Raw genomic sequence first — 24390 nt, forward strand, 5'->3', positions numbered from 1 at the left:
ACGTTCGCAATGTGAACGAGCCTGTCATCGATCTGACCTCGATCAACGCCGTCGTGTTCGACACCGACGGCGTGGTCACCGACACCGCTCGGGGGCACGCGGCCGCCTGGAAGCACGTCTTCGACGCGTTCCTGCGCGGGCGCTCGGAGCCGTTCGACATCCGCGACGACTATCTGCGCCACGTGGACGGCCGCCCGCGCCTCGACGGCATCCGCGCCTTCCTCGGAGCCCGCGGCATCACGGTGCCCGAGGGCTCGCCCGACGACGAGCCCGGCGCGGCGACCGTGCACGGGCTCGGCCTGGCCAAGGACCAGATCTTCATGGCCCAGGTGGAGAAGTACGGGGTGGCCGCGTTCCCGTCCACGGTGGCGCTGCTGCACGAGCTGCGCCGGCGAGGCGCCCGTACGGCGGCGGTCTCCGCCAGCCTGCACGGCCGCAAGCTCGTCTCGTCGGCCGGCGTGATGCACCTGTTCGACCTGCTGGTGGACGGCAACGACGCGGCGCTGATGAACCTGCCGGGCAAGCCCGACCCCGCGCTCTTCCTGGAGGCGGCGCGCCGCCTGGCGCTCCCCGCGGCCAGGGTCGCGGTGGTGGACGCGGCGCTGCCCGGCGTGGAGGCGGGCAGGAAGGGCGGGTTCGGGCTGGTCGTCGCGGTGGCCAGGGAAGGCGGCGGCGCGGGTGACCTGCACGCGGCGGGCGCCGAGGTCGTGGTCTCCGACCTGGCCGAGCTGGCGATCCAGGGCAAGGTCCCGCCTGTGACGTCGTGACCGCGTACGGCCCCTACCCTTGAGGTCGTGACCGTTCTCATCGACCCGCCCAACTGGCCGGGGCCGCGTGGCCTGATGTGGTCGCATCTGGTCAGCGACCGCTCGCTGGAGGAGCTGCACGACTTCGCCGCGCGGCTCGGGGTGCCGGAGCGGGCGTTCGACCGGGATCACTACGACGTGCCGGAGACCGTGCACGCGCGGGCGGTGGAGCTGGGGGCCGAGGCGGTCAGCTCGCGGGAGCTGCTCTTACGGCTGGTCGCCTCCGGGCTGCGCCGCAGGAAACGACGCTAGCCACGCCCGGCCGCAAGCGCCGCCAGCTCCCGTGACATGTTCGCCCGCGCCCGCTCCTCCCACAGCTCGCGCGCGCGTTCCGTCCGGTAGAGGCGCGGCACGGCCAGCAGCCGGCGCAGCACCTCGGCCCGCCCCTTCCTGAACAGGTCGTCGGGCACGTGGGCGTACTCCTGCCGGATCCTGGCCGCGTAATCGTCATATCCGGGCCGGCCGAGCACGGCCAGGTCGGCGTCGCAGAGCACGGCGCCGTTCCGGTCCCCTGCGGCCAGCGTGTCGTGGGCGGCGGTGAGGCGTACCAGCCTGGCCACCTCGGCCACCCGTGCGGCGGGCACGCCGCACCTGGGCAGCCTGGACTGGGCGAGCTGGGCGCTGCGCTCCTCGTCCCAGCCCGGCCGCCCGTCGTAGACGGCGTCGTGGAACCAGGCGGCGAGGCGTACGGCCGCGAGATCGTCTGCCGCGGCGGCGAGCTGGGAGACCGCGGAGAGCACGGCGGCGAGGTGGTCGAGGGTGTGGTAGCGGCGGTGCGGCTCGGACCAGCGGGCGATCAGCTCCGCCCCCGTGGCCAGGGAGGCGGGGGACTCCCCCGCCGGCGCGGTCCAGTCGTCGATCACCACTCAACCGTACCTTTGGTACCGTCCTGGGTATCGAGCCGAACCAGCGGGAGCCCCGGCGCCTGCCCCGATGGCGGGAGCTGCGTGCCGTGATGCCCGCGCGGCCCCGGCTCTCCAGGGCGCGGCGGGTGGCCGCCGCCGCCGACGTCGCCGACCTCCGCCTGCTCGCCAGGAAACGCGCCCCGCACATGGTGTTCGACTACGTGGACGGCGCGGCCGAGGGCGAGCGGTCGATGGCCAGGGCAGTGGAGGCGTTCGAACGGGTGGAGTTCAGCCCGCGGGTCCTGCGCGACGTCGCCGAGGCCCCGACCGCCGTCGAGATCCTGGGCCGGCGGATCGCGATGCCGGTCGTGCTGGGGCCCACCGGGTTCACCAGGATGATGCACCGCGAGGGCGAGCGGGCCGTGGCGCGGGCGGCCGAGCGGGCGGGCGTGCCGTACACGCTGTCCACCATGGGCACCACGACCGCCGCGGGCGTGGCCGCCGCGGCGCCCGGCGGGTGGAACTGGTTCCAGCTGTACGTGGTCCGCGACCGCGCCCGCAACCTGGAGACGCTCTCCCTGGCGCGGGAGGCGGGCATGGACGTGCTGGTGGTGACCGTGGACGTGCCGGTGGCCGGCGCGCGGCTGCGCGACGTGCGGCACGGGCTGACGGTCCCGCCCTCCCTGCGCTGGCGCAGCGTGCTGCAGGCCGTGCGGCATCCGGCGTGGTGGTTCGACTTCCTCACCAGCGAGCCGCTCAGGTTCGCCACAGTCGACGGGGCGCCGGGCGACCTGGCGGGGATCACGAACCTGATGTTCGACCCCTCGGTGACCGTCGCCGACCTGGAGTGGATCCGTTCGGCGTGGCAGGGGCCGCTGCTGGTCAAGGGGGTGCAGCGGGTCGACGACGCCAAGGAGCTGGCGGCCGTTGGGGTGGACGGCATCGTCGTGTCCAACCACGGCGGGCGACAGCTCGACCGCTCCCCCACGCCGCTGGAGCTGCTGCCCCACGTGGTGGCCGCCGTGGGCGACCGCACGGAGGTCTTCCTGGACGGAGGCGTGCGCAGCGGGGCCGACGTGGCCGCGGCGGTGGCGCTGGGCGCGAGGGCCTGCTTCATCGGCCGGGCCTACCTGTACGGGCTGATGGCCGGCGGCGAGGTCGGCGTGCGCCGGGTGCTCGACCTGCTGCGCGCCGAGCTCGTACGCACCCTTCAGCTGCTGGGCGCCGGCGGGGTCGCCGGGCTCGGACCCGACATGGTGCGCATCAGGGAACGGTGACGCCGCCCGGCGTGCCCAATACCCGGCATTTATTGACAACACGGACGCGTATTTCGCCGCCTCCGTCGCCGCTCTGGTCGTTCACACGGGGACGACGTTCCCACCGGAGAAGGAGATCGGAATGGCTACCGGAGAATTCCAGGTGATGAAGGTACCGGCCGAGCAGTTAGCCGGCGTTCTCCACAGCCAGGTTGTCGATCCCGGCGCGCAACCCACGGACGTCGTACGGAGTAACGAGGGTTGGACCGTGGACGTGAACTGGGAGGTCACCGGCGAGCTCGTCGACTGGCTGGCGGGCCGCTGGAATTTGGAGATCATCGCCGACCTGGTGGGAGGTGGCGAGACGAGGCACCCCTCGGCCCCCGTGGAGCTGACCTTCACCCCTGGCTCGGGCCGATATACCGCGTCCGTCCCCATGCGCGGCCAGCTCGCCCCCGGCATCTATGACCTGGTGGTCAACCTCACCACCACGACCGCCGCCGGCTCCGCGGGGGCGCTCGGCGGGTTCGTGGTGCTCAGCAAGATTGTGGTCAAGGAATGAGGCGCGCCGCCCCGGGCGGCCCCCGGGGCGGCGCCTGCGACCGCTCGGCGTCCTGCAAGCCCGCCGCAAGTCACGCGCCCTACGCTCCTGGCTGGCGGTCACGGGGGAAAGGCGGGCCGCCGGACGTATCTGACGCCGCTGGAGACGCTCTTATCTCCTCGAGGCGAACCAACGGGAGAACCCATGTCCGACACTCCGATGACCGCGGACGACGTCCTGCGCATCGCCGCGTACAAGGACCGGAGCCCGGCTCTTGAGGCGATGGTCATCGCCTACAGCTACCACCGCGTCGCCGGGGACCTCGCCCAGCACCTGGGCAAGGACGCGACCAACTGGTACTGCTACGCCACCTGGACCTCCAAGGCCATCGGGGAGAGCCTCGACCTGGGCCCCGACTCGCCGTTCATCATGGACTTCAGCCGGAAGATGAGGGTGCCCCACCGCTTCAGGAGGTTATTCAGGGCGGCGCTGCTCACCCTGCTCGGCCCCAGCTACCAGCTCGGGCTCGCGCTGGCCAACCGGGCGATCTTCCTGGAGACCGCCAGCCTGGCCGTCAACCTGTGGAACGACTCGCCCGACCGCTATCTGAGGGTGAGCCCGGAGTCTGAGCTGACGCCGAACCCGCCGGAGTTCCTGACCGACCTGCTGTCGGAGGCCGACGACCGCTACCTGAGGGACGCCGCGCAGCTCCTGGTCGAGGCCAGGCAGGCCACCGACCCGCAGGCCCGGGCCGAGCTCATGTTCGGCGCCAACATCGCGCTGTCCGCCTACGAGCAGGCCCGCGCGCAGAAGGCGCTGGAGCTGGTGCTCTACCGGCCGGTCAGGTGGCTGACGCGGGTGTCGTGGCGGTCGCTGCGCTCGCTGGTCACCCGGCGGCCCTTCCCCAGGTTCCGCCTGTACGCCGCGCGGCACGAGGACCAGCCCTGGCTGACCCGCCGGCTGGAGGAGAAGTGGTCCTCGCTCTACACCCGCCACCTGTTCGCAGTGAAGACGCCGCTCAGTGACATCAAGGTCGGCAGGCCGCTCACGGCGCCGGCGGGAGTGGACATGGCGAAGGTCTGGGCGCCGATCCAGAACGAGAAGGTACGCAAGCTGGCCGAGGAGTTCATCACCGAGGACCAGGAGGCGTCCACTGCCGGCGTGGCCGACTGGGTGTCCTACCCCGACCGCATGCGCTTCATCGTCAGCTATTTCCGCGTCTACCAGCACGTCGCCGAGCTCTACGACGTGCCCTTCGCCAAGGACGTCGCCGACGGCCTCGCCGAGGAGATGCGGCGCGGGCTGGTCCCCGAGGCCGTCAGCGGCATGCTCGCCCGGGGCGGCCGCCGGCTCTACCGATATCCGGCGGAGACCGACCCGGACGCGTACGAGATGGCGCACTTCGACTTCGAGCCGTTCCTGGAGGCGATCCGGCTTGACCCGTCCGCGAAGTGAGTCAGTCCAGGAAGTCGCGGGTGATCTCGCGCGCCTGAAGGAGGCCGCGTAGCTTCGCGAAACAGCGGGCTCGGGTGGGCCCGATGCTTCCGACCGGCCTGCCCAGCCTGCGTGCCACGTCCACATAGTGCGGCTCGGAGGTTTCCGTGAGCGCCCTGAACAGGACCCGTTGCGCTGCCGGCAGCTCCTCGACCAGCTCCTCCAGCGTGCCGGCCAGCCAGATCCTGGCCAGCTCCCTGTCCACGTCGTCCGTGCTGCCCAGCGTGTCGAGGTCGGGGGTGCAGATCTCCTTCGTGCGTTTGCTGAGCTTGAGGCACTCGCGGAAGGCGATCGTGGCCAGCCAGCCGGCCATGCGCTGGCCGTCCGCCACGCTCCTGAGGTTCTGCCAGGCCAGCAGCCAGGTCGTCTGGAGCACGTCCTGGGCGTCCTCGTGGCTGAGCCTGAACCGGCGGATGCGCGCCTTGAGCATGGGGCTGAACTCCTCGACCAGCCGCTCCCACGCCTCGGCGTCGCCGTCCTGCGCGGCCGAGACCAGGGCTGCCGTGTCGGTGCGTTCGATGGTGTCCAGGTGCATGTCGATCTCCCTGCCTGGCCGGGTACTCGGGGGGTCGCCATTACCGGCCGGCACACCTACGGTGCGCCGAGTGATCGCCCGGGGCTGTCTCGCGCGTGACAGTCCAGATGTGGTCCGCATCACACCTTGGAGATCGCTTGTCGCCGGCTTCCCGTGCGCGGGATGCGGCCTAAAGTTCTTGCATGAGCGGGTTTCCACGCGATGTCCAGCCGGTCGCCTCTGTGCTGGCGGAGATCCCGCTGTTCCGCGTACTCGGAGAGAGCGGCATCGAGACCGCGGCGCGGGCCGGGTTGTCGCGGCGGTACCGGTCCGGGCAGATCATCATTCACCAGGGCGACCCGGGAGAGTCCCTGTACGTGCTGCTGGACGGCCTGGTGAAGGTCGTGTTCACGACCGAGCACGGCGACGAGATCGTGCTCAACATGCTCGGGCGGGGCGACACCTTCGGCGAGATGGCGCTGCTGGACGGCTCGCCACGCTCGGCGTCGATCATGACGGTGCGCCCGGCGTGGGTGTTCGCGCTGCCCAGGGCGCGGCTGCTGGAGCTCATGCGGGAGCATCCGGGGCTGGCCGACGAGTTCCTGCGCATGCTCGGCCACATGGTGCGCAGGCTCACCGACCAGGCAGCCGACCTGGCCTTCCTCGACCTGGGCGGGCGGCTGGCCAAGCTGCTGCTGCAGCTGGCCGACAAGCACGGCCAGTCCGACGGGGTGGTGGATCTGCCCGGGCTGACCCAGTCCGACCTCGCCGCGCTGATCGGCGCGTCACGGCCGGCGGTCAACCGGGCGCTGCAGTCCCTCGTCGCGAGGCACCTCATCGCCGTCAAAGGCCGCACGATCACGCTGCTGGATGTCGCCGCCCTGCGGAAACGGGGCGGCCTCTGACCGAAATCTGGAGTACGGGGTAGATGAACGATCAAGACCGCTGGCCGGAGGAGAGATTCCGGCAGCTGAGGCAGCAGGCCGACCCGGACATCGACAAGGTGGTGGCCGGCTACCTGGACGACCAGCCCGCGGGGACAGGGCCGCTCGAGCTGGTGAAGGCGGTGATCCAGGAGCTGTCGGCGGCCAAGCGGGAGGCCAGGGCCCCCTCTGGCGAGCCGCCCGCCTCGGACATCTTCGAGGCCATCGACTTCGCCGCGGACCTGCCCGAGTGGGGCGACGACCGCGAGCTGCTGGCCAAGGGGCAGGCCGTGTTCGCCGACTACGGGCTCTACCAGTCGGCCGCACTGTTCTGCAAGTGCCTGCCGATGGCGTACGTGGAGGTGTCCAGCGCCAAGGTGCTGGCCGGTGTCTCGCGGCTGGCCACGCACGGCCTCACCCGCCGGGTGGCCGAGACCGGGCAGATGCTGGTCGACGTGATGGGGCTCAAGGCCGTCAACAGCCTGGAGCCGGGACGCCCGGGCCACACGACGGCGATCGGGCTGCGGATCCTGCACTCGTTCGTGCGCGCGCTGGTCAACGAACGCTTCGCTGACCACTGGGACACCGCGCGGTTCGGCCCGCCGGTCAACCAGGAGCTCCTGCTGGCCACCATCTTCGACTTCTCCGTGGTGACATGGGAGGCTCTGGAGAGCATGGGTGTGACGCTGTCGGAGGAGCAGCGCGCGGCTCACCTCTACACCTGGAGTGTGTTCGGCCATCTCATGGGCGTGGAGGCCTGCCGCGACCGGCCGCTCACGCTCGAGGACGTCGAGCCGGTCAGCGAGCGCCTGGGCCGTCTGTACGAGTCCAGCGACGAGGGCCGCCGGCTGATGGCCAGGCTGTTGGAGGAGATGGAGGGCTTCATGCACCTGGGGTGGCGCAAGCTGCCGCGCAGCCTGGTGCACTGGGTCTTCCGCGACGCCAAGTACGGCGCCGACCGGGTGCCCGAGCTGCTCGGGGTGCCCAAGCCCGCCTGGTGGTTCACGGGCCTGTTCACGGTGGCGCGCGCGGCGCACCGGCACTCGAAGCTGGCCGGGCCGGTCGACGGCGTGGTCCGCTGGCTGATGCGCAAGGCCGGGCGGCAGATCGTGATCGCCCTGATCGACCGCCACTCCGACGGGCAGGCGGCGTTCCGGATCCCCGAGGAGCTGGCCGGCGCCTGGCGGATCAGGCAGTCCCGCCCGGCGGTGAAGACGCGTGCGATCCGCCGCACCGTGCGCACGACACTGCGAGCGCCTGTCCGGGGAGGGCCGCGCAGGTGACCGCCACCCACGCGCCAGGCACGCTGACCACGGCGACGATCCTGTTCACCGACGTGGTCAGCTCCACCGCCATGCGGATCAGGCTCGGCGAGGAACGCGCCAACGTCGTCTTCCGCCGCCTCTACCAGCTGCTCCGCTCCGTGGTGACCGCCAACGGCGCCACGTTCACCAAGAGCCTCGGCGACGGGCTGATGGCCGTCTTCGACTCGGCCACGGCCGGGCTGGACGCGATCATCGCGGTGGAGCAGGCGGTGGGCGACGAGAACGAGCGGGCCCAGGAGAAGATCTCCATCAGGGCCGCGCTGGCCGCGGGCGACGTGTGCTGGGGCCACGACGACGTCAGCGGGCTGCCGACCGTCGAGGCGGCCCGCCTGGTCGCCGTCGCCGAGGGCGGCCAGGTGCTCTGCACCGATCTCGTCCGGCGGCTGGCGCAGGGGCGGAGCCGGCACGAGTTCAAGGATCTGGGGCGGCTGCCGGGCAAGGGGCTGCGCGAGCCGATGCACACGTACGAGCTGCACTGGCAGGCCGCCGACCACCACGAGGTGGGCGGGCTGGCCCCGTGGCTGGACGACGGCCACGTGCTGCCGTTCGTCGGCAGAAACGAGCAGCTGCGGGCGCTGGACGGGCAGCTGGCGGCGGCCGAGTTCGGCAGCGGGCTGGTGATCCTCCAGGGCGACCCGGGGGTCGGCAAGACCCGGCTGGCGTCCGAGGTGGCCAGGCGGGCGCTCAAGCGGCAGTTCACGGTGCTGGCTGGGCGGTGCACGGATCCGGCGCGGCAGGCGTACGAGCCGATCGCCGGGGCGGTGGAGCGGCTGGCCCGCTCCTCGCCCGCGCTGCTGCTGCGTGCCGGGGTCGACCAGCAGTGCGGCCAGCTCGTCCGCCTCGCGCCCTCGCTGGCCGCTCCCCCGCTGTCGCTGGAGGTGCCGCCCGCCACCGAGCCCGTCTCCGAGCGCTACCACCTGATGGCCGCGGCCCGCACGCTGATCGAGCGCCTGGCCACCGTACGGCCGGTGCTGCTGGTGATCGACGACCTGCAGTGGGCGACCCTGGAGTCGCTGCAGATGCTCAACGCCCTCATGTGGGACGCCGATGCCCTGCCGCTGCTGGTCCTGGCCACCTCGCGGCCCCTGCCGGTGGAGTCCGCCATGCCGGAGCTGCACAAGCTGACCGCCGACGGCACCATGATCCAGGTCCCCTCCTTCGGGCTGGACGAGGTCTCCCACGCGCTGGCGGAGGTGCGCGGCGGGGGCGACTCCGAGCTGCTGCACCGGATCACCGGCGGCAACGCGTTCCTCATCAGCGAGGTGGTCAGGGAGCTGGCCGCGGGCAAGGACCTCGACGCGCTGGCCGTGCCCGACTCGGTGACGCGGATGGTCATGGCCCGGCTGGCGCAGCTCCACCCGGACGCCAGAGACCTGGTCAACCTGCTGGCCGTCGGCGAGCGCATGGAGTCGGCGGAGCTGCGGCTCGGGCTCGGGCTCGACGAGGCGCGGTTCGTGGCCGCGGTGGAGGAGGCCATGGGCGCGGGCCTGGTGACCATGTCGGGCGGCGGGGCCTGCCAGTTCTCCCACGAGCTGACCAGGACCGCCCTCTACGCCAAGCTCTCCGCGCCGCGCGCCGGGCTGCTGCACGGGCGGGTGGCCGACGCGCTGTGCCAGACGGATCCGCGCGCCATGGAGACCCGGCCGTACGTCGTGGCCGCCCACCTGACGGCCGCCGCCGAGCACGGCCGCGACCCGGCCCGCGTCGGCGCCGCGGCCGAGGCGGGCGTGCGGGCGGCACAGCACGCGCTGGCCGGGCTGGCCCACCGCGAGGCGGTCACCTGGTACCAGCGGGTGCTGGACCTGCTGCAGGACTTCCCCGGCGCCACGCTGGAGCGGCGCGCGGAGCTGCTGGTGGAGTGCGGCAGGGCGATGTGGCTGGCCGGCGACCCCGACGCCAGGCAGACGCTGGCGCAGGCGGCCGACCTGGCCAGGCAGTGCGGGCGCGACGATCTGATCGTCATGGCCGCGCTGGGCGGCGACCGCGGCTTCTCCACCATCTCGGCGGCGCCCGACCAGCAGCGCATCGCGCTGCTGACCGAGGCGCGCAAGCTGGTCGACTCCACCGACCTGAGCACCAGGGCGCTGCTGGCGGCCAAGCTCGCCTCGGAGCTCATCTGGGCGCCCGACGGCGAGCGGCGCTTCGCGCTGAGCGACGAGGCGGTGGCCCTGGCCCGCAAGTCGGGCGATCCGCGCACGCTCGCCGGCGTGCTCGGGCTGCGCAGCCTCACGATCATCCCCGCCGACCCGCTGCACCAGCGCCACCGCGACGGCGACGAGATGCTGGAGGCGGCCCGCCGCACGGGCGACGACCTGGCGCTCTTCCACGCGTACGTGCAGCGCACTCCCCCGGTGCTCGACGGCGGCGACGTGGCCAAGGCCGCGGTGCTGCTCGACAAGGCCGACGAACTCGCGCACCGGCTGGCCCAGCCGCACCTCAACTGGCTGATCGGCTACTCCAAGGCCGGCCTGACGCTGATGCAGGGCGACCTGGCGCAGGCCGAGTCCGAGGCGGTGTCGGCCATGCGGCTGGGCTCGGAGATCGGCCGCCGCCTGGAGGCCGTGGCCATCTTCTCGGAGCAGATCGCCGAGATCCGGCGGCTCCAGGGCCGGCTGTGGGAGCTGCGCGACCGGCTGCGCCGCGCCGCCCAGGCGCCGCGCGTGGACCCGGTGCACGCGGTGCTGCGCTACCTGTGCGAGATGGACGACGAGGAGGCCGCTCCCCTGCTGGAGCGCATCCTCGCGTACGGGGGCGCGACGCCGCCCCGCAACATGGCTCACCGGCCCGCCCTGGACAACCTCGCCGTGGCGGCCTCCCGCCTGGGGCGGGCGGAGCTGGCGGGGCAGCTGTACGACTCGCTGGCCTCCGACGGGGAGACCTTCGGGCACGGCACGGTGGCCCACCACTGCGGGCACCACTACCTGGCGCACCTGTGCGTGGCGATGGGCTCGCCGCAGCGGGCCGCGGAGCACTTCGAGGCCGCGGCCGAGGTGCACGAGCGGCGCGGGGTGCCGCTCATGCTGGCGGAGTCGCTGCTGGACTGGGCCGACCTGCTGGAGGCCGGCCAGGAGAAGGGCACGGTGAGCGGGCCGAAGCCGGCGGACCTGCGCGAGTGGTGCGCCACGCTGGTCGCCGGCCGTGGGGCCCTGCTGCTGGAGCGGCGGCTGCGCTGATCCCGGGGGTGATACCGGGAACTGACGCCAGGGGTCAGCGCAGGTAGGAGGCGCCGTTGAGGTCGAGCACGGCGCCGCTTGCCCATTCGGCGGCCGGGGAGGCCAGGTAGACGACGGCCGCCGCGATCTCGTCAGGCCGCGCCACCCGCCCGAACGGGCTCTGCGCCCGGATCTCCTCCCCCCGAGGGGACTTGAGGTGCTCGTTGGTCATGTCCGTCTCCACGTACCCGGGCGCCACCCCGGCCACCGCGATCCCGCGCGGGGCCAGCGCGATGGCCAGTGACTGGCCCAGCGCGTTGAGCCCGGCCTTGCTCGCCCCGTACGCCGGGCTGTTCGGCTCGCCGCGGAAGGCGCCGCGCGAGGAGACGTTGATCACGCGGCCGCCGGCGGGCATGTGCCGGACGGCGCACCAGGTGACGTTGGCCGGGCCGATCAGGTTGGTGTCGAGGACGCGCTGCCAGGCCGTGCGCCACTCGTCGTAGGACGTCTCGGTGATGGGGTGGTCGATGAGGACGCCGGCGTTGTTCACCAGCACGTCGATCCCGCCCAGCTCCTGCGCCGCCGCGTCCACCATGCGCCGCACCGCCTCGGGGTCCGCCAGGTCGGCCCGCACGAGGCCGTGCCCCTGGCCGGGCAGCTCCTCGAGCAGGCTCTGGGCCTCCTTCGCCGAGTCCCGGTGGTGGATCGCCACCCGATCGCCCTGCGCGGCGAACGCCGCCGCGATCGCCCGGCCGATGCCCCTCGACGCGCCTGTGACAAGAACTCCACGCCCGCTCATTCGCCGTACGCTAGCAAGGCTCTCGATCACGGCCGACAGCCGGGGTTCCGCCGCACCACGACATGATGCCCGAACTTTGACGGCTACGGGGTGGACCCCTGGCGCCCTGCAGGGTCTCATGTACGAGGACCGACACGAGGACGGCGCCGTCTCCGCGCGTTACGGAAGGCGGTCCCCACACATATCCGCCTGGCGGAGTGCCGGCCCTTGAGCGCGGAATCTGGTCTGTCTCGTGCGGCAGAGGCTCCCCGCCAGGCACCGAAGAAGTGATGGCGCATGCACACGACCACCTGCGCACGGCAGTTGGCGCTGGTCGCCATGTCGGCGGCCATCGCGGGAGGCGCCGCGGCGGTGCCGGCGAACGCGGCCGATGCTCGGATGTCACAACCGTCCATAACGGTGTCATCCGTCACCACCGGCCCGACCATGCTGGATCCACCTGACCGGCGCAGACATCGGAAACACGGCGACGATGACACGCCCAAGATGAGCGCGTGCCACCGCGGCGAATGCACGCAACAGGCTCGGGAGGATCGAGAGGCCCGGCGCAAGTTCCATAAGGAGCACATGCGGAAGTGGTTTGAGCAGCGGGACAGAACCGTGCGGGAACAGAATTGGCGGAAGCTGAAGAGGGAACTGAAGTCGTGGGTTGACTTCAGGAGTCCGGGGGTCAGGGAGCGAGAGGAAACACTGGAGCGCATTCGCGACCGCGGCACGCAGCAAGGCGGCACGCACCAGGGCGGCATGCAGCAAGGCGGCATGCAGCCTCATCCTGGCCCATGAGGGGTGGCTCGTCCTGGACGGGGCCACGCTCATCAGCAACCCGCCCGCCACGGGGGAGCGGGCTTCTGCCGGGCTGCGACAGCGCCGCCCGGCAGAAGCCCGCTACCGTGGGATCAGAACTTGAGCCACCACCCGTCCATGTAACCCGTGTCGCCTGCGGTGACGTCCTCCACCCGCAGCTTCCACGTCCCGTTCGCCGGTGACGAGCTCGCGTCCACGCGATAGGTCTCATGGATGATGTCGCCGCTGTCCTTGGAGTCCGCCGCGCGCAGCTTGTACACCGTGCCGTTCGGGCTGACCAGTTCGAGCTTCAGATCGCCCACCCAGCTGTGATGGATGTCCGCGTAGACCGTCACCTTGTCATGGATGTTGCCGGGGTACCACCCGGTGACCGTGATGAGAGACTCGACGACGTCGCGGTCGGGGATGTCTTGGTCGTCCCAGTTCTCGTAGTAGGGGAAGTCCATCGACCAGAAGTCGATGACACCGGCGTCGCCGGACCAGCCGTCGGTGACGCGGAGCTTCCAGGTCCCGTTCGGCGTCTCCACGGTGCTGGCGTCCACCCGGAAGGCCGCGTCGATCTGGTCGGCGTCGCTGGAAGAGGGTCCCTGCATCGAGTGGACCGTGCCGTCGGGGCTGATCAGGTCGAGCGAGAGGTCGCCCACCCAGGTGTGCTTGACGTAGACGTAGACGTTCACGTACGCCGGCGCGTTCCCGAGCAGACCGCTCACCTGGATGGCGGATTCCGCGGTACCCGGGTCTGGGATCTTGTAGTCCGCTGCGCTCGAGTAGTAGTCAGGCCACTGGCCGGTCTCCGGCTCGGTCGGCGTCGGTGTCGGGGTGGGCGTCGGCGTAGGGGTGGGGGTCGGGGTGGGCGTGGGAGTCGGCTGGGTGAGGGCGGCGGTGTCCAGCTTGAGCCTGGGAGTGGTGGCGGTCGTGTAAGTGATCGACTTGCCCGTGGACGTCATCCGGGAGATGAGTTCACCGATGCCGGCGCCGGGGAATTTCTGACGGAGTACGGCCAGCGCTCCGGTCACATGCGGAGCGGCCATCGAGGTGCCGCTCATCGTGCCCCACTTGGCGCCGGGGACCGAGGAGAGGATCCCGGTGCCGGGAGCGAGCACGTCCAGCAGAGGACCCCGGTTGCTGAAGCCGGAGAGGGCGTCGTCATCGGTGGTGCTGCCCACCGTGACCGCCGAGGAGACGCACGCGGGGGCGGTGACCGCGTCGCCGTACCCGTTGTTCCCGGCTGCGACCACCGTGGCTATGCCCGCTTCCAGCAGGAGGTCGATGATCTCCTTGCGGACGTCCGTCTCGCAGGCCGCGCTCCACCGGCCGCCGCCGAGGCTCAGGTTGGCGGCCACCATCGGGATGCCGGATTCCTTCAGCTCCAGGACCTTCTCCAGGCCGAGGAGCTGTGAACTGGTGAAGCTCAGCACGCACGGCGCGGCGCCCGCACCGCAGAAGTCCTCGGAGTCGAACTTGCTGAACACCTGGATCGCGACCAGCTGAGCGCCGGGGGCCACGCCGGCCGGCGGGGCTCCGCTGACGTTCGCGCCGTTGCCCACGGCGATGCCGGCCACGTGGGTTCCGTGGTCGCAGTCGAGGTTGGCGGCCGCGCACGGCCCCTGGTCGGAGTCGGCCGCTCCGGCGCCCTCCTGCTCGTCCTCACCGTCGGGGCAGAGGCTGGAGGCGCCGTACTCCTCGTCGGAGGGAGAGAAGCAGGCTTCGGCGACCACCCGGCCGGCGAGGAAGGGATGACTGCGTGCCACCCCGGTGTCCAGGACGGCCACCGCGCCGCCGGCGCCGGTCAGGCCCGCGGCCCTGGTCTTGTCGGCGCCGACCAGCGGGATGCTCTCGGCCAGGACCGGCGGGACGGGGACGTCCTCGGTGACGCTCACCACGCCGGCCTGCGCGGCCAGGCGGTCCAGGCCGGCCGCGTCGACCCGCATGGTGACCACGGGAAGGCGGGAGAAGGTCTTCAGTGCCGTTCCGGCGGCTGCCGCGGCGGGAAGCTGGTCCCGGGACCTGGTGAGCACGTTGACGCGGACCTTGCGGTTGTCGGTCGTCTTCTTGCGCAGTACGGGATCGATGGCGGGGGGATCGACGGCTTTTGTAGCTATGTCGGTTGGTTGTGGGGTCGGGGTCGCCGAGGCGGCCGGGGTGCCCACGAGCGCCGGGACGGTTAACGCCATAGTGATGGCCAAGGACCACAGAGAGCTTTTCATGGCAGCATTCGCCTTACGCGGCAGGAGGATCAGCAGCGAGGTGGGCAAGGTGATGACCATCAGCACCACGCTCGGCCCGATGGGAGCGCCGGCGGTCACGGAGACGTGCTGTCCGGGACCTCCGTGAAAGGGACCGGATGACGGTCGCGCCATCCGGTCCGGGGTCACTTGCCTCTAGGGCCGCGACGTCCTCGTCGCGTCCGCGCCGTTCTTGGGCTTACCGCGCATCACTCCGACCCGGTAGACGGCGGCCAGCTGGAGGCAGCCGGGCCGCGAGAGCTTCGCGTACTTGGGGCAGGTCTTCTTGGCGAGCGTGGTGTAGAACAGGTTGTCCACCTGGGACTTCTTGCTGCGGTCGAGGTACCACCGGTAGCCCTTGTAGGTGTTCCCGATCAGGCCGTAGCCGTAGTCGTGCATGTCACAGGCCACCCGGAAGTCGAACTTCCAGAACAGGTACCGGGGCTGATCCGGCGACGACGTGCAGTGGTCGTGGTTGATGCCGACGACCTGGAATCCGGTGGGGGTGTTCTTGAACTGCGGGTTGTGCCAGCCGTAGTGCGCGGCCCAGGACGAGCAGCCCCGCTTCGTGTACCACAGCCAGTGCGTGGCGGTGGTGCAGTAGGTGGGAGAGGACAGCGCCCCGTCGACGGACGCGGGCCCGGTGACGAGGGGATCGTCGGCGCTCGGGCGGTCGGGCTCGGTGGAGGACGCCGCGGGGGCGGCGCTGCCTGCCGGGAAGGACAGGTCCCATCCGCCCAGGTCGAGCGAGCTCATCTGGTCCAGGCGGCCCGCCGCGTCGTAGGCGTACGTCTCCGCGGGAGTGCCGTTGCTGGGGTCGCTCGTGGCGCGGAGCCAGCCCGACAGGTCGTAGTCGAAGCTGGCCACGGTCTTCGGCGCCTCGGAGCCGGAGACGAGCGTGATCTCCTTGACCTGGCCGGCGTAGTCGCCGAACGAGCCGGCGGTGGCGGTCGTGGTGGTCGCGTAGTGGAGCGTCACCGTCTCTTCCGGCTTCTCACTGACGGCCGGTTCCTTGATGGTGCTGATCCGTCCGGCGGAGTCGTAGGTCAGCGAGCTCGTGCCGAACGCAGTGGTGCCGAAACCGGCGACACGCCAGTTGTCGCCCTGGAGGGTGCCGAGCTTGGTCCAGGTGTAGGTGGGGCTCAGCTCGGCCGCGGTGAACGGGGTGCCGCCGTCGTTCACGAAGGTGTCGTCGCCCTCGTCCGCCGTGGCCAGCTGCGACGCGATGGTCTCCACGATCGTGGTGCGCAGCTCTCCGGCCGCCGCGTCCCACTTGGTCGTCTCCGTGATCTTGGAGCCGTTCGAGGCGTCGTACTTCTGGACGCCGCCGCCAGAGGGGAAGGAGACGCTGCTGGTCAGGCCGTAGCGGGTCGAGCCGCCGCCGTCCAGCTCGGTGACGACGATGGCGCCGTTCTGGACCTCCAGCTTGCGGGCGATCGTGCCGCCGAGGAAGTCGGCCTGCCAGCCCGGTCCGAAGACGCCCAGCTCGGGGCGTGACGCGGGGGCGGTCGCCGGCTTGGCCAGGCCGCCGTCCACGACGGTCACGTCGTGACGCCGGCCGATCGCGCCCACCGCCACGTCCTCTTCGTGGAGCTCGTAGGTGTTGGTTTGGGGGAAGTAGAGGCCGGGGCCGATCTCCTGGACCGGGACGGTCGGCGCTTCCTCGACGGTCTCGGCTGCCGCCGGCGCGGCGAGCATGGGTAGCAGGGCCGCCGCGACCGCGGTGGCTAAGGTTAACCTGCGCAAAGTCGTCTCCTCACAGGCGCTTCTCGGTGTTCCTCCGAGATCGTCGCCGCCCCGCCTGGCAGGCGGATGGCAGCTGGGTGGCACCGGTTGTCAGGAATTGCCGCACTGATTGATCCGGCCGGTTGACGCGCCCGGTTTGGCTGATCATTGTGTGATTGATCAGCAAAAAAGCTGAATTGTGCCATGCGTTTCTGGCATCCGGCTGGCAACTCGATGACACGAGAAAGGTGGGCAGTCGGTGAAGATCAAACTGCTTGGCCCACTGGAAATCCGCGACGACCAGGACCTGCTGATACCGGTCACGTCCGCGAAACAACGAATCATCCTCGCGACGCTCGCGTTCCGCCTCGGCGAGGTCGTCCCAGTCGAACACCTCGTGGACTGCCTATGGGACGGCGAGCCGCCCTTGACGGCACGCGAAACCGTGCACAGCCATGTCATGCGCCTGCGCAAGCTCCTCGCGACGTCTCAGGTCCTCCTCACCCAGCCGGGTGGTTACCTGCTGAACGTGGACAAGTGCGACGTGGACACGGCGCAGGTCCAGCGCCTGCGCGCCCGAGCCGCCCAAGCCGCCTCGGCCATGAACCCGCACGAGCAGTCCGCGCTGCTCCGGGACGCTCTCGCCCTGTGGCGAGGCGAACCGATGACCGGCATCGACTCCGAGGTGCTGCGGGCGCACTACGTCCGGTTATGGGAGGACACCTGGTGCCAGATGATGGAGGAATGCGTCGACGCCGAGCTCGCCCTGAGCCGGCACGCCTCGCTCGTCGGCGAGCTGCGCTTCCTCGTCGCCAGCCACCCGTTGCGTGAACGGTTCCACGGCCAGCTCATGCTGGCGCTGAACGCCTCCGGCCAGCGGGCCGAGGCCCTGCGGGTCTACCAGGAACTGCGGCGCGTGCTGATCGAGGAGCTGGGCATAGAGCCGGGCGAATACCTCCGCGAGGTTCACCGGCAGGTTCTGAACGCCTCGCCCGAGCCCGCTTCGGTGTCGCCCGCGCTGCTACCCCTGGACGTCTACGGGTTCGTCGGACGCGACCCCGAGCTGGAGCGGCTCGACGCGATCCTGGCCGCCGCCGGCGAGCAGCCCACCGCGGTCGTCGTCACCGTGTTGTCGGGAGCCGCCGGAGTGGGGAAAACCGCCTTGGCCGTGCACTGGGCCCATCACGTCAGTAAACGTTTCCCGGACGGCCAGCTGTACGTCAATCTCCGAGGTTTCGACCCGACCGGATCGCCGGTGAGCCCTGCCGAGGCGATGCGGAGCCTTCTGGAGGCGCTGGGCGTGCCGGCCGAACGGGTGCCGGCCGGCCTGGCCGCCCAGACCGGTCTCTACCGGAGCATGCTGGCCGGACGCCGGGTCCTGATCGTCCTCGACAACGCCCGCGACTCCGAGCAGGTCCGTCCGCTCCTGCCGGGTTCGCCGGGCGGCCTGGTCCTGGTGACCAGCCGTAGCCAGCTGTCCGGGCTCGTGGCGATGGAAGGGGCCCACCCGCTGTTCCTCAACCTGCTGCCCGTCTCGGACGCCCGCAAGCTGATGGCCAAGCGTCTGGGGGCGAACCGGGTGGTCGAGGAGGCCGACGCGGCGGAGGAGATCATCAGCCGCTGCGCGAGACTTCCCCTGGCCATCGCGATCGTGGCGTCCCGGGCCGCGAGCAACCCCGACGTCTCGCTGTCCGCTCTGGTCGCCGAACTGGACGACGCCTACCTGGACGTTTTCGACGGCGGCGAACCGATGACCCAGATCCGTACCGTGTTCTCGTGGTCGTACCACGCGCTCACCGCCGACACGGCCCGGCTGTTCCGGCTGCTCGGTTCCCACCCCGGCCCCGAGATCACCGCGCCGGCCGCCGCCAGCCTCATAGGCATGTCCCTGACCCAGACGCGTCCCCTGCTGGCCGAGCTGACGCGCACGCACCTGCTCACCCAGCACGCTCATGGCCGCTACGCCTTCCATGACCTGTTGCGGGCCTACGCCGCCGAGCTCGCCAGCGCGTACGAGGTCGAGTCCGGACGGCAGGCCGCCCTCCACCGGCTGCTCGACCACTACGTGCACACCGCACACCACTCGGCCCGGCTGCTCAACGTCCATCAGAACCCGCTGGTCCTGGCGCCGCCCCAGCCCGGGGTCGTCCTGTCGGCGCCGACCGACCACGCGCAGGCGTGGGAATGGTTCAAGGCCGAGCATCCGGTCCTGATGGCGGCCGTCTCCCTTGCCGCGCAGTCAGGGTTCGACACGCATTTATGGCAGCTTGCATGGCTTTTAAATGATTTTCTGGACCGGCAGGGTCGATGGCGTGAACAGGCCGGACTCCAGGAATTGGGCCTGGAGGCCGCCCGCCGTACCGGTGACAGGATCGGACAGGCGCACGCCTACCGCAACCTCGGGTGGGCTCTCACCAAGCTGAGCCGCTATGACGACGCCCTCGGGCATTTCCAGTCCGCGCTCCGGCTCTACGGCGACCTGGGCGACCTCACCGGCGCCGCGCACACGCACGGGAACATGTCGGGAGTGCTCGAACGGCAGGCACGTTACCGGGAGGCACTCGGCCACGCCGAGCAGGCGCTCGACCTCTACCAGCGGACCAACCATCAGGCCGGGCAGGCGAGGGCGCTCAACGCGGTCGGCTGGCACCACACATTGCTCGGCGAGCATCCCAAGGCCCTCGCCTACTGCCGGCAGGCGCTCGACCTGCAGTATCTGACGGGTGACCTGCACGGCCAGGCAGCGACCTGGGACAGCCTGGGCCACATCCATCATCATCTCCAGCAGCACGAGCAGGCCATCGACTGCTACCGGCAGAGCCTGGAGCTGTTCCGGCACGCGGGGGACCTGTGCAGCGTGGCGGGGACGCTCACCCGGCTGGGCGACAGCCACGAGAAGCTGGGCGAGGGCGAGACCGCCCGGCTCATCTGGGGCGACGCGCTGCAGATCTTCGAGGAGCTCGAACATCCCGACGTCCAGCGGGTCAGGGCGAGGCTCGCGGGGCTGCAGGACTGGGGCTCGGTCGTTCATGAGCACATCAGGCTCGATCGGCTGGTCCGCCCCGCCGACCCGGCTGAGCGGCACGACAGCCAGCACCGCCGTCATCCCGCACAGCCCTTGCCCGAACTTTCGTGATCTCAAGCAGGCCGAGGTTTCCTACCTTCCCGCAATGCCGGTGAGCATGATGCCCCTGATGAAGTACTTCTGCGCCGCCAGGAACACCACGATGACCGGGATCAGGGCCAGCATGGACACCGCCATCATGAGGTTGTAGTCGTCGGCGTACTGGCCGCGGAACAGCGAGATGCCGAGCGGGATCGTGTAGTTCTCCGTCGAGCGCAGGTAGATGAGCGGATCGATGTACTCTCCCCAGGCCCCGACGAACGACAGCAGCGTCACGGTCGCGATCGCCGGCTTGGACAGCGGGATCATGATCCGCCAGAGGATCCGCAGTTCCCCCGCGCCGTCGATGCGCGCCGCCTCCACCAGTTCCTGCGGGATCGTGGTGAAGAACTGCCTGAGCAGGAAGATGTACAGCGCGGTGCCGAAGAAGTTGGGCAGGAACAGCGGCCAGAAGGTGTCCACCAGATCCAGCTTGGAGAACAGGAGGAACCTCGGCACGATGACCACCTGCGCGGGGATCATCATCGTGCCCAGCATCAGCGCGAAGGCCATGCCGCGCACCCGCGAGCGCAGCCGCGCGAAGGCGTAGGCGGGCAGGATGCAGGAGATGAGATTGCCCAGGATCGACAGCGTGGTCACCACCACGCTGTTGACCAGGAAGGTGTTGAAGGGCAGGCTCATCCACGCGTCGGGGAAGTTGGACCAGGTGAAGACGTCGGGGAGGAACCTCGGCGGAAACTCCAGCACGGCTCCGGGCGGTTTGAGCGCGGTGGTGAGCATCCACAGCAGCGGGAGCAGGCTGGCCGCCGAGGCCAGGACGAGGAGCGCGTAGGCCGTCATACGCTGGATCCGGCGGATCCGCTCGGCCTGGGCGGGGGCCACGGGCCGGTTCTCCACCGGGCGGGCCTGTGCCGGCAGGGCCTTGATTGCCATCTCGTGACCTACTTGACCTCGTAGTGGACCCAGCGGCGCGCGAGCCCGAACTGGATCACGGTGAACACGATGACGAGGAAGAACAGCGCCCAGGCGATCGTCGAGGCGTAGCCCATCTCGAAGTACTTGAAGGCGTAGCGGTAGACGTACAGGCCCAGGACCAGGGTGGAGTTGGCCGGCCCTCCGTCGGTCATGAACAGGATGAGCTGGTAGGCCTGCAGGCTGCCGATGAACCCCACGACCAGGTTGAAGAAGATGACCGGTGACATCATCGGGACGGTCACGTGCCTGAACCTGCTCCACCAGCCGGCGCCGTCGATGTGCGCGGCCTCGTACAGCGAGGCGGGCACGCCCTGCAACCCCGCCAGGAAGATGATCATCGCGTTGCCGGTGGTCCAGGTCGTCATGATGACCAGACCGGGGATCGCCCAGCTCGCGTCGGTCAACCACCCGGGCCCCTGCATGCCCAGCATGCCGATCAGGTAATTGACCAGGCCGTAGTCGGGATGGAGCACGTGGATCCAGAGGAGGGCGGTGGCGATGCCGGAGATCACCGACGGCATGTAGATGATCGTGCGGAAGATCGCCTGCCCGCGCAGCTTGATGTTGAGCAGCAGCGCCGCGGCGAGGCTGTAGACGACACCTGCCGCGGCGGAGGCGGCGCCGAAGTACACCGTGTTCCTCGTCGCCACCCAGAAGTCGGGGTCGCGCAGCAGCTGGACGTAGTTGTCCAGACCCACCCACTGCGGGGCCGACAGCAGCTCGTAGCGGGTGAAGCTGAGCACCAGCGACACGATGATGGGCCCGCCGGTGAAGAAGACGAAGCCGATGGCCCACGGCAGGGCGAACAGGTGGAACCGGCGGGCCTCGCGCCGGACGAGCGGGGAGGCGGCCATGGTCAGACGTTCTCCGCGAGCATCGGCGTGACGCGCTCGGTGACCTGCTTGAGCCCCTCGTCCACCGAGAGCGACCCCGACATGACCCGCTCCCAGATCGGCTTGGTCAGGTCCTCGAGCTTGGGGGTCGCGGGCAGCCTCAGCACGCCGTCGCTGGTGCCGTACTCGTGCAGCGACTCCTTGGTGGTGTCGATCACGGCCTGGTCGAGCTTGAGCGCCTGGAGGTTCTCCTCGAACGCCGACAGCCGCGACGGCGGGGTGTCGAGGAAGAACCGGTGTCCGGCGTAGGAGCGCAGGGAGTTGAGCACGATCCACGCCGCTTCGGGATTGCGCGTCTTGCTGGTGATGCCGAAGGCACTGCCCAGGACCGGGGTGAACCGGCCCTCGGGACCGCTGGGCACGTGCGTCAGGCTCCAGTCGAACTGCTGCTCGGCAGGCAGGGTGAGCAGGGTGACGATGTTCCACGCGCCGCCGACGTACAAGGCGCCCCGGCCCAGCGTGAACGGCTCGACCTTCGCCGTCGCCTGCGTCTCGGCCAGGTCGGGCATCGCCTTGTCCTTGATCAGCAGGTCGATCCAGCGCTTGAGCACGTCGCGGCTGGCCGGCTCCTGGATCACGCACTTGGTCTCGTCGGCCGTCAGGTAGCGGCCGCCGTGGGCGAGCAGGAACGTCGCGGTGAGGTCGCTGGTGGGTTTGGGCACCGGCGTGAACCCGAAGACCTTCTGCGCACCCGTGCCCGACACCAGCCCGCGTGCGGCCTCCATGAGCTTGTCCCAGGTCCAGGAGGCGTCGGGCACCTTGGCGCCCGCCTTGTCGAAGAGCTCCTTGTTGTAGAAGAGCAGCTTGGGCGCCGAGTCGGTGCCCAGCGCGTAGAGCTTGCCGTCACGCTCCCAGTAGCTGAGCGCCGCCTTGGAGAAGTCGGCGCGGTCGAAGCCGGGCGTGGCCGCGATGTAGTCGTCCAGCGGGAGGTACAGGTTGCTCTTGATGAAGCTCTGCCCCCACTGGAACTGCGAGTACATCACGTCGGGCAGCACGCCGCTGGCGGCGCCCGTCAGGTACTTGGTGCGGAAGTCGTCGAACGGCGTGACCTCCACCTTGATCTCGATGTTCGGATGCAGCTTCTTGAAGAACTTGGTGAACTGGGCGTGCCGCACCTCGTGCCGCTGACCCGGGATGATCGCGACGGTGACGGTGACCTTGGACGTGGGCTCCGGCACATTGGTCTTGGGCCACGGCAGCGAGTCGAAGAGCTTCTCCGCCTCGGCGTAGGGGAACAGCGCGCTCTCCGGCCGGTCCGGGTTGATCACCGCGGAGCTGCTCGACGCCGAGGTGGTCGGGCCTGCCTGGCGGGTGCGCTGGCCGCTCCCGCAGGCGCTGAGGGGTACGGCCGCCGCCGCCATGGCGGCGAGGCTGAGCATTTGGCGCCGGGTCAGTCCGGTGGTGTCCAGGCCGCGCAGGGGGTTGTTCATGGGGGGTGTTGCCTTTCAGAGGAAGAGCTCGATCACCGGGACGGCGACATCCGGCGGCTGCACGGGAAGCTCGAGGGTGAGGGTGCCCTCGGGGATCGCGAAGTGGTTCACGTTCCCGTTGTCGACCTTCGGGTCGGGCGCCCACATGCGGATCTCCGACCTGTCGTTGAGCAGCTGCGCGTAGCGGACCTTGCCCGCCAGGCCAGGCAGGTGCAGGTGCCGGAACGGCCAGGCGAACACGTGCACGTACAGCCGGTCGCCGCGCTGGGTGTAGCGGCAGTGCTCCGGAGCCTGGAACTGGCTCGCCCCCGCGCCGTGGATCGACTGGCTGTGCAGCCGCATCCAGTCGCCGATCTCGCGCAGCGTGTCGAGTGCCCGGGGCTCGAACTCGCCCCGGCCGTTGGGCCCCACGTTGAGCAGGAGGTTGCCGTCCTTGGAGACCGAGTCGATCAGCATGCGGATGAGCAGGCCGGGCGACTTCCACGTGTGGTTGTCCCGGTGGTAGCCCCAGCTTCCGTTCAGCGTCTGGCAGGCCTCCCAGACCGTCGACAGCGGCCCGGGGGGCTGGAACTGCTCCGGCGTGGTGAAGTCGCCCGGCACCTCCAGACGGTTGTTGAGCAGGATGTCCGGCTGGAGGCGGCGGATCTTGTCCACCAGTTCCTCCGAGCGCCACTCGGCCTTGCCCTTGCCGCCGTAGACCGGCTTGCCCTGCCTGACCCGGTTGGCGTAGGAGAAGTCGAACCACAGTGTGTCGATGGGGCCGTAGCGCGTGAGCAGCTCCTCGACCTGCCCGTGCAGGTAGTCCGCATATTTGGTGACATCCCGGTCAGGGAACGTGCCGCCCTCGACGTACGCCGGATGCAGCCCGTCGATCGGGAAGTCCGGGTGATGCCAGTCCAGCAGCGAGTAGTAGAACCCGACCCCGAGCCCTCTGCCTCTGAAAGCCTCGACGAAGGGACCGAGCAGGTCCTTGCCGTACGGCGTGCCGCTCACGCAGTAGTCGGTCAGAGCCGAGTCCCACAGGCAGAAGCCGTCGTGGTGCTTGGCGGTCAGCACGGTGTAGCGCATCCCTGCCCGCTGCGCGGCCTCCGCCCACGCGTCGGGGTTGTACAGATCGGGGTCGAAGCGCTCGAAGTATCGCTGGTATTGCTCATCGGTCTGGCGTTCGTGCTGCTTGACCCACTCGTGGCGGGCCGCCAGCGCGTAGAGCCCCCAGTGAACGAACAGGCCGAACCTGCGCTGCCGGAATTCCTCGATACGGGCATCTGACATCGGTGTAGCACCTTCTGCCGCATAGGGAGCTGCGAAATATTTCGCACATCTCGACTTGCGGGTAACGTAGGCGAAACATCGGATGTGGTCAAGGCTCTTGAGTCGGAAGTCGGTTGAGTGGCCCGGCTCCTGCCGTGATGCCTCGAGAGGGCGGGTTCGGCTGCTGATGCCATGCAGGACGGGCGGACTGGCCGACCGGGCGACGGTGGCCATGCGACGCTGCTGGGTGTCGCGACGGCGCGATCACATCCGATGTTTCCATTGCTGATTGGGACGGCGGGTTGCGA

At 70.2% G+C, this 24390-nt stretch carries 20 protein-coding genes; 10 read left to right on the plus strand and 10 right to left on the minus strand.

Annotated features, from left to right (window positions below; genetic code table 11):
* Window positions 1-11 precede the first annotated feature (11 nt).
* Together ACIBVN_RS23565 and ACIBVN_RS23570 are read left to right on the plus strand one after the other, a co-directional pair.
* Entirely contained in the window at window positions 12-767 is a 756-nt protein-coding gene (locus ACIBVN_RS23565) for an HAD family hydrolase (RefSeq protein ID WP_397139641.1), read from the plus strand.
* 27 nt (window positions 768-794) lie between these two features.
* Window positions 795-1058 (plus strand): DUF4031 domain-containing protein, encoded by a 264-nt coding sequence (locus tag ACIBVN_RS23570; RefSeq protein ID WP_397139643.1) that lies wholly within the window; start codon window positions 795-797, stop codon window positions 1056-1058.
* Here ACIBVN_RS23570 and ACIBVN_RS23575 read toward each other — a convergent pair.
* The gene (locus ACIBVN_RS23575; RefSeq protein ID WP_397139645.1) at window positions 1055-1669 is read right to left on the minus strand and encodes a metal-dependent phosphohydrolase; all 615 of its coding nucleotides are present in this window, start codon (window positions 1667-1669) and stop codon (window positions 1055-1057) included. The two genes, ACIBVN_RS23570 and ACIBVN_RS23575, sit on opposite strands and share 4 nt — an antisense overlap.
* Window positions 1670-1761: 92 nt before the next feature.
* Between ACIBVN_RS23575 and ACIBVN_RS23580 the strand changes: the two genes are divergently transcribed.
* From ACIBVN_RS23580 to ACIBVN_RS23590, 3 genes are all read left to right on the plus strand, one after another.
* Complete coding sequence (locus ACIBVN_RS23580) at window positions 1762-2928, plus strand: alpha-hydroxy acid oxidase (RefSeq protein ID WP_397139646.1); 1167 nt, start codon at window positions 1762-1764, stop codon at window positions 2926-2928.
* Window positions 2929-3049: 121 nt separating this feature from the next.
* Window positions 3050-3469: a hypothetical protein gene (locus ACIBVN_RS23585; protein WP_397139648.1), complete on the plus strand. Its 420-nt coding sequence runs from the start codon at window positions 3050-3052 to the stop codon at window positions 3467-3469.
* A 183-nt stretch (window positions 3470-3652) separates the two neighbouring features.
* Window positions 3653-4903 (plus strand): hypothetical protein, encoded by a 1251-nt coding sequence (locus ACIBVN_RS23590; RefSeq protein ID WP_397139649.1) that lies wholly within the window; start codon window positions 3653-3655, stop codon window positions 4901-4903.
* 1 nt (window position 4904) lies between these two features.
* Here the strand turns inward: ACIBVN_RS23590 and ACIBVN_RS23595 are convergent, their stop codons facing one another.
* Window positions 4905-5477: an RNA polymerase sigma factor gene (locus ACIBVN_RS23595; protein WP_397139650.1), complete on the minus strand. Its 573-nt coding sequence runs from the start codon at window positions 5475-5477 to the stop codon at window positions 4905-4907.
* 182 nt (window positions 5478-5659) lie between these two features.
* On the opposite strand from ACIBVN_RS23595, the gene ACIBVN_RS23600 reads away from it, so the two are divergent.
* The 3 genes from ACIBVN_RS23600 to ACIBVN_RS23610 are packed head-to-tail and all read left to right on the plus strand — an operon-like array spanning window position 5660 to window position 10877.
* On the plus strand, window positions 5660-6361 hold the full coding sequence (locus ACIBVN_RS23600; RefSeq protein ID WP_397139651.1) for a Crp/Fnr family transcriptional regulator: 702 nt from the start codon (window positions 5660-5662) through the stop codon (window positions 6359-6361).
* 23 nt (window positions 6362-6384) lie between these two features.
* Complete coding sequence (locus tag ACIBVN_RS23605) at window positions 6385-7662, plus strand: oxygenase MpaB family protein (protein ID WP_397139652.1); 1278 nt, start codon at window positions 6385-6387, stop codon at window positions 7660-7662.
* On the plus strand, window positions 7659-10877 hold the full coding sequence (locus ACIBVN_RS23610) for an ATP-binding protein (protein WP_397139653.1): 3219 nt from the start codon (window positions 7659-7661) through the stop codon (window positions 10875-10877). The genes ACIBVN_RS23605 and ACIBVN_RS23610 overlap by 4 nt, the downstream gene beginning before the upstream one ends.
* 34 nt (window positions 10878-10911) lie before the next feature.
* On the opposite strand, the gene ACIBVN_RS23615 is transcribed toward ACIBVN_RS23610, so the two are convergent.
* Entirely contained in the window at window positions 10912-11655 is a 744-nt protein-coding gene (locus ACIBVN_RS23615; protein ID WP_397139654.1) for an SDR family NAD(P)-dependent oxidoreductase, read from the minus strand.
* 276 nt (window positions 11656-11931) lie between these two features.
* Between ACIBVN_RS23615 and ACIBVN_RS23620 the strand changes: the two genes are divergently transcribed.
* The gene (locus ACIBVN_RS23620) at window positions 11932-12438 is read left to right on the plus strand and encodes a hypothetical protein (protein WP_397139656.1); all 507 of its coding nucleotides are present in this window, start codon (window positions 11932-11934) and stop codon (window positions 12436-12438) included.
* A gap of 113 nt (window positions 12439-12551) precedes the next feature.
* Here ACIBVN_RS23620 and ACIBVN_RS23625 read toward each other — a convergent pair whose 3' ends face one another.
* The 3 genes from ACIBVN_RS23625 to ACIBVN_RS23635 all read right to left on the minus strand — a co-directional run bounded on the left by ACIBVN_RS23625 (window position 12552) and on the right by ACIBVN_RS23635 (window position 16803).
* Window positions 12552-14765 carry a S8 family serine peptidase gene (locus tag ACIBVN_RS23625; protein ID WP_397139658.1) on the minus strand — a complete coding sequence of 738 codons (2214 nt, stop codon included), beginning with the start codon at window positions 14763-14765 and terminating at the stop codon, window positions 12552-12554.
* 75 nt (window positions 14766-14840) lie between these two features.
* Window positions 14841-16430, minus strand: coding sequence for a phospholipase A2 (locus tag ACIBVN_RS23630; protein ID WP_397139659.1), 1590 nt, complete (start codon window positions 16428-16430; stop codon window positions 14841-14843).
* A 10-nt stretch (window positions 16431-16440) separates the two neighbouring features.
* Window positions 16441-16803 carry a hypothetical protein gene (locus ACIBVN_RS23635; RefSeq protein WP_397139851.1) on the minus strand — a complete coding sequence of 121 codons (363 nt, stop codon included), beginning with the start codon at window positions 16801-16803 and terminating at the stop codon, window positions 16441-16443.
* Between ACIBVN_RS23635 and ACIBVN_RS23640 the strand changes: the two genes are divergently transcribed.
* Complete coding sequence (locus tag ACIBVN_RS23640; RefSeq protein ID WP_397139843.1) at window positions 16753-19545, plus strand: BTAD domain-containing putative transcriptional regulator; 2793 nt, start codon at window positions 16753-16755, stop codon at window positions 19543-19545. The two genes, ACIBVN_RS23635 and ACIBVN_RS23640, sit on opposite strands and share 51 nt — an antisense overlap.
* 21 nt (window positions 19546-19566) lie before the next feature.
* On the opposite strand, the gene ACIBVN_RS23645 is transcribed toward ACIBVN_RS23640, so the two are convergent.
* Genes ACIBVN_RS23645 through ACIBVN_RS23660 form a run of 4 tightly spaced genes read right to left on the minus strand, consistent with a single transcriptional unit; the run spans window position 19567 to window position 24103 of the window.
* Window positions 19567-20466, minus strand: coding sequence for a carbohydrate ABC transporter permease (locus tag ACIBVN_RS23645; protein ID WP_397139661.1), 900 nt, complete (start codon window positions 20464-20466; stop codon window positions 19567-19569).
* Window positions 20467-20474: 8 nt separating this feature from the next.
* The gene (locus ACIBVN_RS23650; RefSeq protein WP_397139662.1) at window positions 20475-21362 is read right to left on the minus strand and encodes a carbohydrate ABC transporter permease; all 888 of its coding nucleotides are present in this window, start codon (window positions 21360-21362) and stop codon (window positions 20475-20477) included.
* A gap of 2 nt (window positions 21363-21364) precedes the next feature.
* Entirely contained in the window at window positions 21365-22831 is a 1467-nt protein-coding gene (locus tag ACIBVN_RS23655) for an ABC transporter substrate-binding protein (protein WP_397139664.1), read from the minus strand.
* A 15-nt stretch (window positions 22832-22846) separates the two neighbouring features.
* Window positions 22847-24103, minus strand: coding sequence for an alpha-L-fucosidase (locus ACIBVN_RS23660; RefSeq protein WP_397139666.1), 1257 nt, complete (start codon window positions 24101-24103; stop codon window positions 22847-22849).
* Window positions 24104-24390 lie beyond the last annotated feature (287 nt).

Source organism: Nonomuraea sp. NPDC049400, from assembly GCF_044466425.1.
In the GTDB taxonomy this organism is placed as follows: domain Bacteria; phylum Actinomycetota; class Actinomycetes; order Streptosporangiales; family Streptosporangiaceae; genus Nonomuraea.